Source organism: Streptomyces sp. PCS3-D2, assembly GCF_000612545.2.
Classification (GTDB): Bacteria; Actinomycetota; Actinomycetes; order Streptomycetales; family Streptomycetaceae; genus Streptomyces.
Genome location: NZ_CP097800.1, coordinates 7,448,713 through 7,465,097 on the forward strand (window position 1 = coordinate 7,448,713; position 16,385 = coordinate 7,465,097).

At 68.0% G+C, this 16,385-nt stretch carries 12 protein-coding genes and 7 pseudogenes; 10 read left to right on the forward strand and 9 right to left on the reverse strand.

Features of this window, described 5'->3' with window-relative positions:
• Positions 1-4: 4 nt before the first annotated feature.
• Positions 5-1,066: pseudogene (locus tag AW27_RS33405) on the reverse strand (transposase); the annotation flags it as partial.
• Between the two features lie 1,021 nt (positions 1,067-2,087).
• Here AW27_RS33405 and AW27_RS33410 point away from each other — a divergent pair.
• Entirely contained in the window at positions 2,088-2,636 is a 549-nt protein-coding gene (locus AW27_RS33410) for a hypothetical protein (RefSeq protein WP_304949943.1), read from the forward strand.
• On the opposite strand, the gene AW27_RS33415 is transcribed toward AW27_RS33410, so the two are convergent.
• Positions 2,593-3,384 (reverse strand): IS5 family transposase, encoded by a 792-nt coding sequence (locus AW27_RS33415; protein WP_304949944.1) that lies wholly within the window; start codon positions 3,382-3,384, stop codon positions 2,593-2,595. The genes AW27_RS33410 and AW27_RS33415 overlap by 44 nt on opposite strands.
• Positions 3,385-3,803: 419 nt before the next feature.
• Here AW27_RS33415 and AW27_RS33420 point away from each other — a divergent pair.
• Together AW27_RS33420 and AW27_RS33425 are read left to right on the forward strand one after the other, a co-directional pair.
• Positions 3,804-4,178, forward strand: a pseudogene (locus tag AW27_RS33420) (winged helix-turn-helix domain-containing protein); the annotation flags it as partial.
• Between the two features lie 137 nt (positions 4,179-4,315).
• Positions 4,316-4,720, forward strand: a complete 405-nt coding sequence (locus tag AW27_RS33425; RefSeq protein ID WP_037930889.1) for a hypothetical protein — start codon at positions 4,316-4,318, stop codon at positions 4,718-4,720.
• A gap of 315 nt (positions 4,721-5,035) precedes the next feature.
• On the opposite strand, the pseudogene AW27_RS33430 reads toward AW27_RS33425, so the two are convergent.
• Positions 5,036-5,341, reverse strand: a pseudogene (locus AW27_RS33430) (transposase); the annotation flags it as partial.
• Between the two features lie 207 nt (positions 5,342-5,548).
• Between AW27_RS33430 and AW27_RS33435 the strand changes: the two are divergent.
• The 5 genes and pseudogenes from AW27_RS33435 to AW27_RS33455 all read left to right on the forward strand — a co-directional run.
• Positions 5,549-5,785 carry a hypothetical protein gene (locus tag AW27_RS33435; RefSeq protein ID WP_037930886.1) on the forward strand — a complete coding sequence of 79 codons (237 nt, stop codon included), beginning with the start codon at positions 5,549-5,551 and terminating at the stop codon, positions 5,783-5,785.
• A 170-nt stretch (positions 5,786-5,955) separates the two neighbouring features.
• Positions 5,956-6,189 carry a hypothetical protein gene (locus AW27_RS33440; protein WP_052031405.1) on the forward strand — a complete coding sequence of 78 codons (234 nt, stop codon included), beginning with the start codon at positions 5,956-5,958 and terminating at the stop codon, positions 6,187-6,189.
• Between the two features lie 35 nt (positions 6,190-6,224).
• Positions 6,225-7,493, forward strand: coding sequence for a HEAT repeat domain-containing protein (locus AW27_RS33445; RefSeq protein ID WP_052031404.1), 1,269 nt, complete (start codon positions 6,225-6,227; stop codon positions 7,491-7,493).
• 72 nt (positions 7,494-7,565) lie between these two features.
• A pseudogene (locus tag AW27_RS33450) lies at positions 7,566-7,853 on the forward strand (HNH endonuclease); the annotation flags it as partial.
• Between the two features lie 291 nt (positions 7,854-8,144).
• A pseudogene (locus AW27_RS33455) lies at positions 8,145-8,591 on the forward strand (transposase); the annotation flags it as partial.
• A gap of 28 nt (positions 8,592-8,619) precedes the next feature.
• Here AW27_RS33455 and AW27_RS33460 read toward each other — a convergent pair.
• Positions 8,620-9,826: pseudogene (locus AW27_RS33460) on the reverse strand (IS3 family transposase).
• Between the two features lie 38 nt (positions 9,827-9,864).
• Here AW27_RS33460 and AW27_RS33465 point away from each other — a divergent pair.
• A complete protein-coding gene (locus tag AW27_RS33465; protein WP_201773430.1) occupies positions 9,865-10,095 on the forward strand; it encodes a hypothetical protein in 231 nt (76 codons plus the stop codon).
• A 291-nt stretch (positions 10,096-10,386) separates the two neighbouring features.
• On the opposite strand, the gene AW27_RS33470 is transcribed toward AW27_RS33465, so the two are convergent.
• The 4 genes from AW27_RS33470 to AW27_RS33485 all read right to left on the reverse strand — a co-directional run bounded on the left by AW27_RS33470 (position 10,387) and on the right by AW27_RS33485 (position 14,410).
• On the reverse strand, positions 10,387-11,397 hold the full coding sequence (locus AW27_RS33470; protein WP_037930877.1) for a quinone oxidoreductase family protein: 1,011 nt from the start codon (positions 11,395-11,397) through the stop codon (positions 10,387-10,389).
• 793 nt (positions 11,398-12,190) lie between these two features.
• A complete protein-coding gene (locus AW27_RS33475) occupies positions 12,191-12,589 on the reverse strand; it encodes a hypothetical protein (RefSeq protein ID WP_037930874.1) in 399 nt (132 codons plus the stop codon).
• Complete coding sequence (locus AW27_RS33480) at positions 12,586-13,440, reverse strand: IS5 family transposase (RefSeq protein WP_037930871.1); 855 nt, start codon at positions 13,438-13,440, stop codon at positions 12,586-12,588. Before AW27_RS33480 ends, AW27_RS33475 begins: the two co-directional genes overlap by 4 nt.
• A 127-nt stretch (positions 13,441-13,567) precedes the next feature.
• A complete protein-coding gene (locus tag AW27_RS33485) occupies positions 13,568-14,410 on the reverse strand; it encodes an IS5 family transposase (protein WP_236647898.1) in 843 nt (280 codons plus the stop codon).
• 26 nt (positions 14,411-14,436) lie between these two features.
• On the opposite strand from AW27_RS33485, the pseudogene AW27_RS33490 reads away from it, so the two are divergent.
• Positions 14,437-15,547: pseudogene (locus AW27_RS33490) on the forward strand (IS30 family transposase).
• 85 nt (positions 15,548-15,632) lie between these two features.
• On the opposite strand, the gene AW27_RS33495 reads toward AW27_RS33490, so the two are convergent.
• Positions 15,633-16,385, reverse strand: a complete 753-nt coding sequence (locus tag AW27_RS33495) for a hypothetical protein (protein ID WP_037930863.1) — start codon at positions 16,383-16,385, stop codon at positions 15,633-15,635.

Below are 16,385 nucleotides of genomic sequence, written 5' to 3' on the forward strand. Positions count from 1 at the left end.
CACACTGCCACCACAGGTCCACGTCCGCCGGGGCGGCGCCGGTCTGCGAGGACCACAACCACACCGGCGGGGCCTCCCTGCCCTTCGAGAGGTGCTCCACCTTCAAACGGACCAGAGCGCCCTCCACGATGGGGAGTTCACCCTCGTGTTCCAGCCAGGCCGAGCAGTGGGTCAGTCTCGAGTGGACCCGGTCCCACGCCTGGACCTCGGCCTTGCCGTAGTTCACCGTGTCGGTGGCCGTGGTGATGGCCGGTTCGGGTCAGGTCTCGGACTTGGCGAAGTGGAACTCCGGGTCGTCTTTGGGCGGCCGGCCGTTGACGCCGTGCACCCTCGGGGGTTTCGACAGACGCATCACCCGGTCGCTGCGGATCCGTCCGACCAGCTCAACCGGCAGATCCCGCAGCACCCAGGCCAGGCGGGTGACGTCGTAGCCAGCGTCCATGACGATCGTGATGTCCGGGTCACCGGGCGTCCACTGGCCGGCCACGGCCCTCAGGTGGGCGGAGGTGACCGCGGTCGCGTCGTCCTCAGGCCCGGGCCGGACTACGTCCAGGATCGATGTCCACGACGTAGCACCGGGCTCCAGGACCGCGACGAAGGAGTACGGCCAGCCCGGGATGAACTGCGACGCGGACTTCGCCCGACCATGGACATGGCAGAACAGCCGGTCCGCCGAGCACGGCGCGTCCGACCGCAGCCACGGCGACACATCCACCGCCAGCACGAGACGGCTGCCATCGAAGCGCGGCAGATGCATGTCGGCCAGCAGGGACCGCAACCTGTCGACGTCGATCCGGCCGTGGTTGAGGGCTCCGTACAACGCTCCGTGCCCACGACGATGCTCGGGCACCAGCGTCAGATCCACGGGTGAGAGCACCGGCCCATCGACACACAGCAGTGCGTCCGTCAGCTCGAACAACGCGTCACGCCGGGCAGTCAGACACTCATAGAACTCAGCTCGGAAGCGTGATGCTTCCGCGAACGCTTCCCGCCGGACATCGTGGTGCAGCAGACTCACCCTCCCGGCCTTCGTCGTGGGAACGTGTATTCCTTGGTCGGAGCACATGATCAGGCGAAGGCCGCCCCCACGTCCGGCGAATACCCAGGTGAGCGAACCCGTTCGAGACCCCGTTCGGGATCGTGGCACCATGTACGCCATGACGACCAACCGAAAGGTCCATGCCGCGTAGACGGCCAGGACGCATCCGGGCCGGAATCCCGGACCAGCAGCAGTCACGGCACTCAAGGCCGGCCATCGACCGCCTCTCACCGCGAGTGCTGTCCGAAATCATTCGCCTTGAACGCACGCGGAACTACCTCCAGCCGGGAGATACCAGGGCGGCCTTGCGCCTGTGGAAGGACTACGTCCACCGCCCCGCACGCGAGCTCTGGCACGACGCCGAGTTCGGCAACGTGCACTGGCACTGTTGCGGCAACCCCCTCGAAGGCCGTGCCCTACTGGACGGCGTGATCCGAGCAATGTCGCCTCGCGGAGCCCGCGAACTCCGCAAGATCATCGAACAGCTTGACGCTTTCATGGCCCGGCTGCCTACCCAGCCACAGACCACCGAAGATTAAGAACGAGATGAGTGCATGTCCCGTCTCATGAGATCTTGCAGGGGCACAGCCGTTGAGCTGCGGGGTGACGGCTTCAACCGCGACCTACTGAGGGCAGCGACGAGGCGTTGCGAAGACGCGTGGGCGGTGCGGTTGGCGCGGCTCATGGATCATGGCGAGGGTGATGCCACCTGCATAGGACCTTGTCAGGTTGGCGAGACGCTGACGGCCGGTTTCGCATTGAAGATGGCCGTTTCCTGGTCGGAGGCCGCAGCAGTGGACGTGCTCAGGAAGAGGGGCGCCGCTGACGATCCTGAAGCTCACCGCGGGCGGTCGACCAAACGATCTCGAACTCATCGGCCGACAACAACTGCGGGTCGTGCCCTTCCCACTCAGAGAGGGGCGGTTCCGCGGTAAGAGGCTGTTGTCTTTCCGAGTTTGATGACGGCGTTTTCGCTGGTCAGGGGTAGTGGTGGCGTCCGTGTGGGAGTGATGGATCGTTGTTTTCGTCGCTCTCGTGGAGGTCGCGGATGCCGTCGGTTGTCGGACTGCTGGAACAGCACGAGCTTGCCGCCCGTCGTCGCGTGGACGGGCTGCGCGAGGAAGCCGACCGGATCCAGGCCGAGCTCGCGGCGGCCGAGCAGGAGTGGCTGGAGTGGACGATCGCCCGTGAGCGTGTGGGTGCCGTGCTGTCCGCGCCGGGCGGGTGTCCGGCCGACGCGGTGGCCGCCGAACGACCGGGCGGTGCCGGGACGGATGCCGGGGTGCAGGCGTCCGTGCCGGTGGCGGCGAAGGCGAAGTCGCAGGTTCCGGTGTGGCGCGAGGGGCTGGCCGTGACGGCATTGTCGGCGGACTATCAGCGCATCCTGGCCGCGCTCGCGGACCGGGTCCGTCTCGGTCAGGGCCCGCTGACCTGCCAGGAGATGGCCTCCGCCTTCGGCATGGAGACGGTGCCGGCCAAGGTGGAGGCCCTGCGGTCGAAGGCGAAACGCCTGGTCGCGCGGGGCTGGCTGGCCGAACCTGCACCGGGCCGGTTCACGCTCGCGCGGAGCGTGAGCGGGTCAGGCGGCGGGTCATGATCATGGTCATCGACCAGTAGATCATCGCCTCGGCGCTGGTGGTGCGGCGTTCGTAGTCGCGTGCCAGGCGGCGGCTTCGCATCAGGTGGGCGAAGAGCCGCTCGACGATCCACCGCTTGGGCAGCACCACGAAGCCGCGCCTGTCGTCGCTGCGCTTGACGATCGCCAGGACCAGGGCGAGCGTGGCCAGGCAGTGCTCGACGAGGCTGCCGGTGTAGCCGCCGTCGGCCCAGACGAGTTCCAGCCGGTGGTGGGCATCGGCCGCCCGCTCAAGCAGCACCTTCGCGGCGGCGCGGTCGCCGATGTCCGCGCTCGTGACCATCACGCCCAGCAGCAGGCCGAGGGTGTCGACCACGACATGCCGCTTGCGCCCGTTGATCAGCTTCCCGCCGTCGAACCCGCGGCTGTCGGCGCCGACCACGGCGTCCGCCTTGACCGACTGCGAGTCGATCACGCCGGCCGTCGGCTCCGCATCCCGACCCGCCTCCTGGCGGACCCGGCCACGCAGCCGGTCATGAAACTCCTGGACCAGCACGTGGTCGCGCCAGCGGCGGAAGAATGCATAGACCCGGTCCCACGGCGGGAAGTCGCCGGGCATCGCCCGCCACTTGATCCCGTTGTCCACGAGATAGCGGATCGCGTCCAGTATCGCCCGGTGGCAGTACGCCTCCGGCTGCCCGCCGCGGCCGCGCATCCAGCCCGGCACCGGCAACAGTGGCCGGACCACGGCCCACTCCGCGTCCGTCATGTCCGAGGGATACCGCCGAACACGCTCCGGATGATCGGCCGCATTCCCGAACCTGTGAGCGACACAATCACACGACGGTGCAGCCGAGTTGGACTTCACCGGCGTGAGCACGTACAACTGCGGCAACAGGGTCTCCTGGATCTCGGTTGGCTTCGCAACCCCGAGCTACCAAGAGGCCCTGCCTTCATGCCCGCGGCCAGCCGCGATCACCCGATCGAGACTCCCGTTCGACGCCCACCCCTCAAGATCGGAACGACAACAGCTACTAATGACCAGCTCCGGCCCTGCCTCGGCCGGGAGTCAGTTTTACCCGCCGCCCTGCGGGGCCTTCCCCAGCGCTAGCCCGGGCCAACTACTGAGGTTGAACTCGTGGAGTTGTAGGGGCTGACGGCTCGTCGTCCCTGCGGTATCACCGGAGCATGCGGTATCCACAAGGGGGCGGGCTGACCGCAGAACGACAGCAGTTCCGCCAGGAGTTACGGCTGAAGGCGGCCGAGCGGTTCGCCCAGGGCGAGGCGAGCTCGTTGATCGCCAAGGACCTGCGCGTCAGCGTCCGCTCCGTGCAGCGACGGCGGCAGATGTGGGACGAGGGCGGCCCACGGGCTCTGCGGTCACAGGGGCCGGCGTCACTGCCGAGGCTGAGCGAGGAGCAGTTCGCCCAGCTGGAGGCGGAGCTGGCCAAGGGGCCGGCCGCGCACGGCTGGGAGGACCAGCGGTGGACGCTCGCGCGGATCAAGACGGTGATCGGCCGACGCTTTCATCTGACCTACACCATCCAGGGCGTGCGGAAACTATCCCGCCGGGAATGGGTCAGGTCATCAAGCCTGACGGGTCGATCGTGGAACCGACGCACGTCCGCATGGTCCCGAAACCCGACGGAACGCACAAAACAGCCTTCCCCATAGTGAAATGAAATGACGGTGGAACACGCATGCGGATGTCTCTCACGCCTCCTGCGGCGGAACTGCCGGCCGACCTGCTGGACATCGAACTCTCCGAGGACTACGAGTCGCTGGCCATGGACGCGTGCCAGCTGCTTTCCGACACCGATGCGCTGTTCGTCGTCTCCGGGTTCGGCCAGGAGGAGTGGCCGGTCAGCATCTCGTACGATCTCTCCTCGGTGATCGAGCAGCTCCCCGTGGCGATCGACGCTCTGCGCTCGGGCCTCCTCGCCGAGATCGACCTGTACGGGCAGGGGATCGAGCCTGACCTTCGTACCCGCGGGGGACGCGACGGAGATCCGATGCACCTCGGGCACGGCATGGCGTCCGGATCCCGACCGGGAGGTCCTGTCACGTGCGGAAGCACTGGAGCTTCTCACCGGTCTGGCCCGTGATTTCGGGGCAGCCCTACGGCGGGCCGCTCCCGAGGTCGCGCTCCGTACGCCCTTCGCGAAGTGGTAGCCACGCGGGGCGAATGGGACTGATGTCGTCATGCTGTTCAGGGCGCTGTACAGAGCGGCGAGGGAGTCAGGCATCGCAGCCCCCGGCGCGCACCAGCTCACACGCGGCCGCGCGCTCAATGTCCGTTGAGAATGCTCAACCTCTCCCGCGAGAGGGCATCGCTGTCCTGTCTCAGCGGTCCTGTCGCACCGGACCCGACGATCGGCCAGGGGCCGGAGGCCTCTTCCGGACCCGGACGCCAACCTGTATCGGCGGGCCTTCTCACGGACCTGGCAGCGCAGGAGCTCGTGGATGACCTGGTCCGTTCCGTCGTCCCGCCAAGCGGCGAAGTAGTAATACGTCGCGCTCTTGGGCGGCAGGTCGTGCGGGAGGTAGGCCCACTGGCAGCCGGTCCGGCCCTGGTAGAGGATCGCGTTCACGATCTCCCGCATCGCATAGGCGCCCGGGTGGCCGCTGACCGGGCGGTGCCGGTCCTTCCACGCCGTGATCACCGGCTCGATCAACGCCCACTGCCCGTCCGACAAGTCACTCGGGTACGGCTTGCGTTCAGTCACCTCATCACATCAACAGATCAGAGACCGGGAGCCAGCCGATTCAGCCCGCACCCACACCATCAGGCGACACCAGAACCACCCGAAGACTCACGAACCGCCCTCTCACAACGCGCTCGCAGCCAGCGGGCCGGGCTTTGGAACACTTGATGGGGGTGCACCTGGCGCGCGAGCGGCAACCGTGTCCTGTGCAGGCAGGTTGCCGAGGGCATGAACGACGAGAACGTCATCACCATCGAGATCCGGGTCCACGAGCCAGCCGCCGTCCAAGCCGCCCAGCGGATCTCGGAGCTGTTCCTCTCCAGCGGCCCGTGCCGGCCGCGCCGCACCCCGAGCGAGGCCGAGATGCAGGTGCTGGTGTACGCGGACGTCCACCGCAGCCCGGACGGGGGCGGCTACCTCGAACCTGAGGAGCGGGCGGAGGGCGCAGGCGCGTTTCTGCGGTGAACCCGCTCCCCCGCCGGAGTGTGAGCCCCCGACCTCGTTCGGCCCGGCGGCCGGTGACGCGCTGTCACCGAGCTCATGATCAAGAACTTGCGTCGGGGCCTCATGACCGCCACCCTCGCCTTCGCTGTTCTCGCGCCCGCCTCCCCCGCACAGGCGACGAGGTCACCCTCATGGACGGGATCACCGTGCTGCCGGTCGCGGACGAGATCCGCGAGGGCTACCAGCGGGAGCTGTACCCGCACTGGAAGGACGACGACAAGAACGGCTGCACCGCCCGCAACGACGTCCACATCGCCAAGGCCATCGAGGCACCGACCGTCGGTGCCGGTTGCGTGCTGACCGGAGGGGTGTGGAACTCCTACTACGACGACGTCCTCCAGGTGGGGCTGGATGGGCAGACCTAGACTGAGCTGCGGGAACACGGCGGGGGAGTGAAGTCATGGATGTCGGTGGGCGCGTGAGCGGTGTGGTGAAGGCTTCGCTGATCGCCGCTGCTCGGGCTGGGGACACGTTCCTTGTGAAGCAGCTTCTGGAGGACGACGGGGACGACGGGGACTACGACGAGCGGACCGCCGCGTTCGCTGTGGCTGTCCAGGCGTTCCACGGTGACGTCGCTGAACTGCTACTCGCGGGTGGGGCGGATGCCAGCAAGTGCGCGCCGGACGAGCTGCTGCCCCTGCGCGAGGCGGTTGATTCGGGTTCGCCCGCGCTGGTCGACGCCCTTCTGACCCACAGCATCCGGGACAGGTACGCGGCGTCCGAGCTGATGGAGATGCGGGATCTCGCGAGCAGTTGGCACGAGGCGGGGGCCGAAACCGAACTGCGGCGCCGCACCGGATCCCAAGACGATCTTGTCTATACCCGAGTCCAGGACGATGAGTACTACACAGTCGGCGAGCTCACTCTCGGCGGAATGACCGTGCGAGACGGGCACGGGGCGATCCTCACGCGCCTGGAGGAACTGCTCGGCATCCGTACCTCGTGCGAGGAACTCATCACACGCGCCTTGGACCGCGACAAGGACCACGCAGCGTGGGGACGGGCCGCGATTGTGCTGTCTCACCGACGTGAGCAGGAGACCTGGACGGCCGCCGAGACCTTGCGCGCTGATGCGGACCCGTCCCGCCGGTTGTTCGGTGCCGAGCTCATGCGGCTGATCGAGCTCTTCGCTGACAGCCACGCGGAAGAGTTCTGCGTTCTCGCCGTGGCCGCCCTCACCGACTGGTCGGCAGAGGAGATGGACGACGTCGTTCTCGCAGAGGTGCTGCACGGCCTCTATTCGTCCGCCGGACCACGTGCCGAAGCGGCCCTCCTGGCACAGGTCGGCCACCACGACGCCGGCGTCCGGCGAGCGGTGGCCGCCGGGCTCGGCACGCGCTCGGACTCCACATACCTGTCCGACGAAGCTCGTGAGGGACTCCTGGTGCTGATGAGCGACCCTGACACAGACGTACGGATCGCGGCTTGCCTCAGTGTTGGCGCGGTCGGGAACGTCGATCTCGCGCTGACCGATGCCATGGGCGCTCTCCTCGACCACCCGGAGCGCCGGGTCCAGCTTGTTGCGGTCTACGGTCTCGCACTCCACAACGACGAGCGGTGCGTGGAAGGGGCAGACCGTTTGGGCCAGCCGCGGCCAGGCTTCCACAATGAGGAGATGGCCTGCCTCGACGCGGCGTGGCGGTATCGATGGCGCCGCGACGACAACTGACGTCAGCCTGCCCCTGCTGTCAGGTGCTTCGGAGCCAGGAATGCCGCACGGCTCGAATAGCGCTCCCCGCCAGCTGGGGCTTCGGCGTGGACGGCGGCGCGGCGTGAGGCGTACGCGAACGACCAGGGTCAGGCGGCTTCCCTGGTGGCGGTGACGGCCCGCTCGAACCGGTCGAAGGCGGACCAGGATCCGGCGGAGTGGTTGCCGCCGTCCGCGGACGCGCTGCGCCGGTACGGCGCGGAGTGGACCGCGACGAAGCTCCGTTGGGGCCTCGCGGTTGACGCGGCTGAGCGGGACCGGCTGCTCGACGTCGCGGCCGGCTGCGGCGGCACGGACGTGGAGTTCACCCGAGCACCGTAAGAATCCCCTCCACCAAGGACCCGAAAGGCGTCGTCAAGACGAGCCCCCTGGTGATGGGCAAGCCCTACGAAGGCCTGATCGGTACCCGCAAGGTCACCTTCACTGCCGGGCGCCAAGGCTGGTGGAACCACACCAGCCTCAACAAGTAGCAGCCCCATACATCGGGCGCTGCAATGCGTGGCGGCCGTCAGGTCTTCGGCGCCTTGACCGCGGCTCGCCATGCCGTCACTGGATAACCAGCGACCACCCGCGCGGCCCCTCCGGTGGAAAGCTGGCGGGGCCGTGTGGGGGCACCGCTACGCCACCGGGGTGATCGACGCAGAAACGCATGAGCGGATCGACGTGCTGCCCGACCGCACGGCCGACACGCTGCAAGCGTGGCTGCGCGGGCATCCGGGCATCGAGGTTGTCTGCCGAGACGGCTCCACGACCTGCGCCGAGGCCATCCGCCGCGCCCTGCCCGGCGCGGTCCAAGTCGCCGACCGGTGGCACCTGTGGCACAACCTGTGCGAAGCTGCCCTGGCCGAGGTGAAAGCACACATCATCTGCTGGGCCGCCGTTCTGGACACGCCCCTCTACAACGGGCCCCGCGCGCAGACGACCCTGGAACGCTGGCACCAGGTCCACAACCTGCTCGGACAGGGCGTGGGCCTGCTCGAATGCGCCCGCCGACTGCAGCTGGCCCTGAACACCGTCAAACGCTACGCGCGGGCCGAGAGGCCCGAGCGGATGCTCCGGGACCTTGACCCGGAATCTTGGACACGGGCTATGCGGCTTGGGCCAGGGTAGTTGATGTTGTGTCGAGTGCTGTCTCGTAGGCGATGGGACTGCGTTGTCCGAGGCGGGAGTGACGGCGTCGGGTGGTGTAGCGGTGCAGCCAGCGGAACGCGTCGAGGCGGGCCTCGCGTTCGCTGGACCAGTGCTTTCGGCCTTGAAGCGTTTCTCGTTTGAAGGTCGCGTTGAAGGACTCGGCGAGCGCGTTGTCCGCCGAGCTGCCGATCGCGCTCATGGACTGGCGGACGCCGGCCCGGCGGCAGGCGTCAGCGAAGGTCCGGCTGGTGTACTGACCAGGCCCCGTGGTCGGTGTGCATGACCGCCCCGGCGAGGCTGCCGCGGGTGCGTTCGGCGGCGGCCAGGGCGTCGGTGACGAGGTCGGTGCGCATGTGGTCCGCGATCGCCCAGCCGGCCAGGCGGCGTGATGCGAGGTCGATGACGGTGGCCAGATTGAGGAACTTCCCGCCGTCGAGGGGGAGATAGGTGATGTCGCCGACGTACTTCGTGTTCGGCTCGCTCGCCGTGAAGTCGCGGCCGATGAGGTCCGGGGGCCTTCGCTGCCGCCGGGTCCGCAACAGTGGTGCGTTGCCTGCGGCGCAAGCGCACGCCCGTCAGGCCGGCACCCCGCATCACCCGCGCGATCCGCCTGTGGTTGACACGCTCGCCCGCCTCGCGGAGCTCGGCCGTGATCCTGGGGACGCCGTAAGTGCCGTCCGACTCGCAGTGCACGGCCCGTATTCGCGCGGCGAGGCGGGCGTCAGCCACCTGCCGGGCGGCCCGGTCCGCGGCTGTCCGACGCCAGTAGCAGAAGCTGGAGCGGGCGATGCCCAGGATGGTGCACAGCCGCTTCACGCCGTAACGGCGCTGATGGTCGGCGACGAACTGGAAGCGGTTCACCAGCGCGTCTCCCCGGCGAAATACTTCGCCGCTTTGCGCAGGATCTCGCGCTCTTCCTCCAGCTCGCGGACCTTCTTGCGCAGAGCGGCGTTCTCGGCCTCCAACGGTGTCGGCGGCTCGGTCGGCACCTCCGCCCGGCGCCCCCGCGGCCGGCTCGCACCAGCGGCACGGACCCAGTTCCGCAGGGTCTCGGGGTTGATCCCCAGATCGGCGGCGACCTGCCTGATCGTCGCCTCGGGCCGCGACTGGTACAGCGCGACCGCGTCCGCCTTGAACTGCGGCGGATAGTTATTCATGACCACGAGATGTCCGTTCTCAGATCCTCAGGATCCAGTGTCTCGTGTGTCCAGGATCAAGGGTCAAGGCCCACCGCGCGCTGAACTCGGTGCTGCACACGATCGCCGTCTGCCAGATCCGCGACGGTGGGCGCGGGCAGGACTACTACCTCCGCAAGAGCAGTGAGGGGAAGACGCCTTCGGAGGCCCGCCGGGCCCTCGAGCGACGCCTGTCCAACGTGATCTACCGGATCATGAAACGAGATCAGCGGAACCACCTCGCTCATGCCGCTTGACACACAGAGGCGCTATCAGGTCATGTTCCACCCGGCCGGAGCCCTGGAGCCGGGCCCCGGCAGTCGGACAGATCAAGGCAAGGACAGTCCAGCAGGACGTCAGGCAGTGACTGGGTCACGACCACCAGGGACCCGCATATCACTATGACTTTCAGTGATCGTGGAGATCGTCGACTTGGACACCTCAGCGCCGTAGACCACGGCCAGGTGAGCCGATATCCGCTTGGCGATGACGGTTGGCCATGCCCTTGACATCTCAGTCTCCAAGATCCCCGACCTCTTCACCCGCGATCAGCTCTGCGTCTCCTCGCGGCGTCCCATAGCGGCTGCATCGGGTACGACGAGCAACTTGCCGGTGGTACGCCGGGCCTCCAGATCGCTGTGGGCCTGGGCGGCCTCGGACAATGCGTAGCGGCCCGTTACGGTGACCTCAAGCGCCTTCGAGCGCACCCACTCGAACACATCGGCGGCCCGTCGGAGCAGTTCGGACCGATCGGCGATGAAGTCCCCGAGGCTGGGCCGGATCAGGGTCAGCGAACCGCCGTGGGCGAGCCGAATCGGATCAAACGGCGGCACGGCACCACTTGCCGCGCCGAAGAGCACGAGATGGCCGCGGGTTCGCAGGCTGGCGAGGCTCGCATCGAAGGTGTGCGCGCCGACGCCGTCGAAGACAACCGGCAGTCCCTGACCGCCGTTGAGTCGCCTCACCTCAGCTGCGAGATCGTCAACTGCGGAGGAAAGGATCACCTCAGCGGCCCCGGCACGCTTCGCCAGCTCGGCCTTCGCCGTGGTCGACGTCGTGCCGATCACCCTGCCGCCGAGATGGGTGACGAGCTGGGTCAAGAGCAGCCCCATGCCACCAGCAGCCGCATGCACGAGCACCGTGTCGCCCCCCTGCACCGGGTAGGCGTCCTTGACGAGATAGTGCGCGGTCATGCCTTGGAGGAGCACGGCGGCGGCTGTTTCGAAGCCGATATCGTCGGGCAGCGGCACCAGCAGGGAGGAGTCCACAACGGCCTGCTCGGCATACGTGCCGGGTATCTCCACCCAGCCGACCCGGTCCCCGACTGCGACGTGAGCGACGCCGGGTCCGACTTCGACGACCGTGCCGGCGCCCTCAGTGCCCGGGGTGAAGGGCAGCGGGAGGCTGTACCGGCCTTCGCGGTGGTAGACGTCGAGGAAGTTGACCCCGGATGCGGCGACCTCCACGAGCGCCTCGCCCGGACCCGGCCGCGGCTGGTCCACCTTGGCCTCCTGCAGCACCTCGGGGCCGCCCACTTCGTACACCTGAATCGCCCTCATGACCCTCCAATTAACGGCTCATCCACCACCAACCCCGTTGATGGCGATCCGATTCCCGGCAAGCAGACCAGCCCGCCACCCCCGCCGAGAGCTGAGACGCCTGCTTTGCACCCGGGTCGGGGACAGGAGACCGAGGTCGTCAAGGGCCGGCGAATGCACCACCCGCCGCTTCCGCACCGCCGTACGGCCCCCCACAACCGGCGTAGCCTCCGGCAGCTCCACCATGCGGCGCACGAAATCGACCACCGCCTCCGGATGCTCCTCCGGCCTCGGGAACCAGCCCATCCGCTGGTACGACTTCAACGCCAGCAGCAGGGCCAGTTGATCTCCATCCGTATCCAACCGCTACGCCGCCCACGCCGCCTCGTGCCGCGCCGGCACGAAGAACAGATGCAGCTCATGTGCACTGACCAGCCGCTTGAAACTCGGACACGCAGTCCGCTCGGCAGCCAACGACGTTCCAGGTACCCGCGCCGCATCGTGCCGCCCGAGATCATGCCGCGAGGCAGAAGGCCCTTAGAGGTCGTTTTCAGATAATTTGCGTCGCCTCTGGCGCCCCACCTCAGTCCTGGCGCCTCTTGCGTCTCACTTTCAGGAGCGTCGACCTGGGTTGAATAGATGGAATCAGCGCCTCTTGGGATGAGACAGACTCTCTGGGACAGGACAGGCATTACGGTTCTCCCAGGCGCCTCGTTCGACACGCGAACACCTCGATACTCGCCTGTGCTGCCTGGCAGCAGGCCCGAATGGGGAGAGACGGGCTTCGTCGATGAAAACGACCTCTTAGAGGACGTTAAGTCCGTTTCTGGTAGCGGCCTCGTCCGGGCTGGGTGAGGAAGCCTTGGCGGGTGAGGCGTCCGAGGCGGCTGCGGGTGATGTTGACGGATGCCTCGTCGGTGGGCATGTCGAGGAGTTCGTGCAGCTCACGGGCTCGGAAGACCTGGTCGGGGTGCTGGTTGAAGGCGTTCACGATGGCCTGGTAGGCGGTGTTCGTCTCGGGTGGGCCTGGGTCACCTCCAGCGGGTGCAAGTTCGGCGATGACCTTGGCGGTGGTGGCCAGGTCCGCGAGTCGCGCTTCGGCCTCGGCCAGGGCGGCGGTCAAGTGCTGGATCTGGTCGCGTAGTTCAGCGGCCCGGGCGGTGGTCTCGTCGTGCTGGGCCTGGAGGCCTGCCAGGAGCTCGGCGACGTTCACGCGGCCAGCCCGAGGGTGTCGCGCCAGGCCGGAGACGGTGTGGTGAGGCGGCGGGCCATGTTCGCGATCGAGGCCCAGTAGACGCGTGAGGCGGAGTTGTCGGGCCGGTGGTCGTACTCACGGGCGAGGCGGCGGTGCAGCATCAACGTGCCGTTGACCTGCTCCACGATCCACCGCTTGGGCTGCGGAATGAAGCCTTTGCCCTGGTCAGCGGGGTTTCGGCGGACGATCTCGACGTCGATGTCCAGCAGTGCGCCGTGGATGAGGACCTCGTCCTTGAAGCCCTGGTCCACCAGGGCTTTCTCCAGGCGGTTGCCGCACCGCTCGGCGGCCTGGTCGAGCAGGGCGGTGCCGGCGGCGTTGTCATGGGCGGAGGCGTCCAGCACAACAACGCCGATGACCAGCCCCAGGACGTCGACGGCCAGTCCCCGCTTGCGGCCCGACATCCTCTTGTGCGCGTCCAGCCCCGTCGTGGTCTTCGGGACACCCGCCGCGGCGCGGACGGACTGGGTGTCGATGATCACGAGGGACGGGTCCTCTAATCGGCGGGCTCTCTCCCTCACCTGGCAGCGCAGGAGTTCCTGGATGCGCTGGTCGAGGCCGTCCTGGCGCCACAGCGTGAAGTAGTAGAACACCGCCGACCAGGCCGGCAGGTCATGCGGCAGGTAGCGCCACTGGCAGCCCGTCCGGTTCTGGTAGAAGATCGCGTTCACGACTTCCCGCAGGTCGCAGGACCCGGGATCACCGGTCGCCGACCGTGCCACCCGGTCCTGCTTCCAGGCCGCGATCATCGGCTGGATCAACGCCCACTGCTCGTCCGATAAGTCGCTGGGGTACGGCTTTCTCTCCATGGCCCGCATCTCAGCATGGACATGTCTAGCAGGTGTCCGGCATGGCGATCAGTACCACGATCGAGCGATCACGAACCGAGGAAGAACGGACTTAACGTCCTCTTAGAGGTCGTTTTCGTCCGATGTTTCATCCTGAGATGAGCTGTTTGGTGGGCTTCTTCGGGTCGCGCCAGGAAATGGTGTTCTCGCTGGTGAGGCGGCGGGCCGTGAGGTGGGTCATGGCGATGTGGACGATGGCTTCGGAGCGCGGGGGCAAGGCTTCGTAGTCGCGGGCAAGGCGTCGGTGGAGCATGAGCCAGCCGTAGGTATGGGGGTGAATCCCCTGGTCCCGGGCTTGCGGATGGTGATCTCCATGTCGATGCCGAGTGGGGCGGCGCTCAGCGAGGTGCCGGCGGTAACCGCCGTCGCCCCACAGCTTGCGGATCGCAGGGTGTTCGGCGGCGACCTGGTCCAGGAGTCGGGTGCCGGCTACGGAGTCCTGCACGCTCGCCGCGGTGACCAGCACGGCGAGGAGCAGGCCGAGCATGTCGGTGACGATGCTTCGCTTCCTGCCGACGATCTTCTTGCCGGCGTCGATGCCCTGGCTGCGGGCGGGGGCGCTGGTGGACGTCTTGACGCTCTGCGCGTCGATCACGCAGGCCGTCGGCTCCGCGTCCCGCTCGTCCTTCTCTAGCAGAAGCTGCCGGAGCAGGCCGTTGAGCTGGGCGAACACACCCTCGTCCGCCCATTTGGCGAAGTAGCCGTAGACCGTGTTCCAGTGCGGGAAGTCGTGCGGGAGGTAGCGCCACTGGACCCCGGTGCGGTCGACATACAAGATCGCGTCCATGATGTCGCGCAGGTCGTGCTCGGGCGGCCGGCCGAAGTCCAGGGCCCGGCCGCGGCGCTCGAAACGCCACGCGACCAGGACCGGCTCTATCAACTCCCAGCGGGCATTGGACAGATCACTCGGATACGGACGTCGCTTCGGCATGCTTCCGGCGTACCGCGCCGGACCGAATGCGCCCAGGCGCACACCCGCGAAGCTGGAAGCACACGACCTCGGAGAACGGTCATCCTGGGATGAGACAGGAACACGTGGCCTTTCGCCCCATTAGCCACCCCACCCGTCCCCGCAGGCGTCGATCGCCGCCGCAACCTCACCTGCACCGCAACCTCGCCGACCGCGTGCGGGAGAAGGCTACGGTCAGGACGCGATCGCCGCCGAGAGGGGCCGCAGCCCCTCCACGGTCAGCCGGGAGATCCGGCGCAATCGGCACCCCGTAAACGGGCAGTACCGCCCCTTCGCGGCCCAGGCCCGCGCCGATGACCGCCAGCCCCGGCCCCAACCGCGAAAGATCAGCCGGAATCCCGAGCTGCGGGCCGCGGTCCAGGCCGGGCTGGACAGCTGTGGAGCCCGGAGCAGATCTGCGAGGCTCTGCGGGCGCAGCTCCCGAACCGGCCGGAGATGCACGTGGTCCACGAAACCGTCTATCAGGCCCTCTACGTGCAAGGACGCGGCGAACTGCGGCGGGAGCTCGCCGGAGCCCTGCGGACCGGACGAGCCCGCCGCAAGCCTCACCGCCAGACCCAGCAGCACGGCCCCGCTGCGCCGAGCCGATGGTCATGATCAGCGAGCGTCCCGCTGAGGCGGAGGACCGGGCGGTGCCCGGGCACTGGGAAGGCGACCTGATCATCGGCAAGGACAGCGGGTCCGCGATCGGCATCCTCGTCGAGCGCGCCACCCGCTACGTGATGCTCGTGCACCTGCCGAACGGCCGGGGCGCCGAGCAGGTCCGCGACGCCCTCCAGGAGACTGTCAAGCGGCTGCCCGCCCGCCTGAAACGGTCCCTGGTATGGGATCAAGGCTCGGAGATGGGCCCGCCATCACGAGTTCACCGTCGCGACCGACGTTCCGGTCTACTTCTGAGCCCCGGCCAGTCCCTGGCAACTCGGCTCGAACGAGAACACGAACGGCCTGCTCCGCCAGTACTTTCCCACGGGCACCGACCTGGCCGTCCACAGTCGTGCGCACCTCGACGCCGTCGCCGCCCAGCTCAACGGCCGCCCACGCAAAACGCTCGGCTGGGAAACCGCAGCCGAGCGCCTGCATAAACTGCTCGCGGCCTGATCAAACCGACCACGTGTTGCGACGCCCCCTAGAAACCGCCAGCTGGTCCGGGGCCCTTCACGCTGGCGACCGACCGACTACGGCATCACCCGTAGTCCTCGACCAGCTCCGTGACGAATACGAGCAGCGCTTCGGCCCGGTGGCGGTCCTCCCGCTGGTTCCGCAGGGCGTGTTCGAGTTCCCGGAGCGTGGCGAGGGCCTGGGGCCTGCGGTCTCTCACCTCGTCGAGCAGAGGCGAGGTGACCAGGTCGAGGCAGCGGCTGAACAGAAGCCGTGTTGCCGGCGCGGGCGGAGCGGGGTCCGGCGCGGCGAAACCACTGGTCAGGTAGCGTACCGGATCCGTGAGGCTCCAGCCGACGACAGCGCCGTGCTGCACGAGCAGCGCCACATCGGGTGCGATGCCGATGCGGGCTTCCAGCGGCGCGTCCAGTACGTCGAGGTCGCGCAGGCAGGTGAGTACGTTGTCGCCCGGGCCGCGGCAGAGGTCTGAGGTCACTTCCAGGCGGAAGTCCCGGACCTCGTCCGCGCGGAGACCGCCCGGGTGTACGGCGGGGAGGTCAGGAACCCGGGCGACGTCCTCGTCGTCCGCTGCCTCGGCTGGTACCCGGAACTCGGCGCCGACCAGTTCCCGGCTCGCCGGATCGAAGCGGAGCTCGTCGGGCGTGTCCCACAGCCAGTCCTGACTGCCGAAGGTGGCGAGCTGGAACCGTTCGCGCTCCTTCACGTCCGTGTATGTCGCGACGCGCACACGGAAGTCCCGGAAGACGAAGCCGGGTGCGGTCGTCAGCGGTTCACCCGTGACGGTCGCGGTCCAGTCGCCGTCGATGGTGAGTCTCAT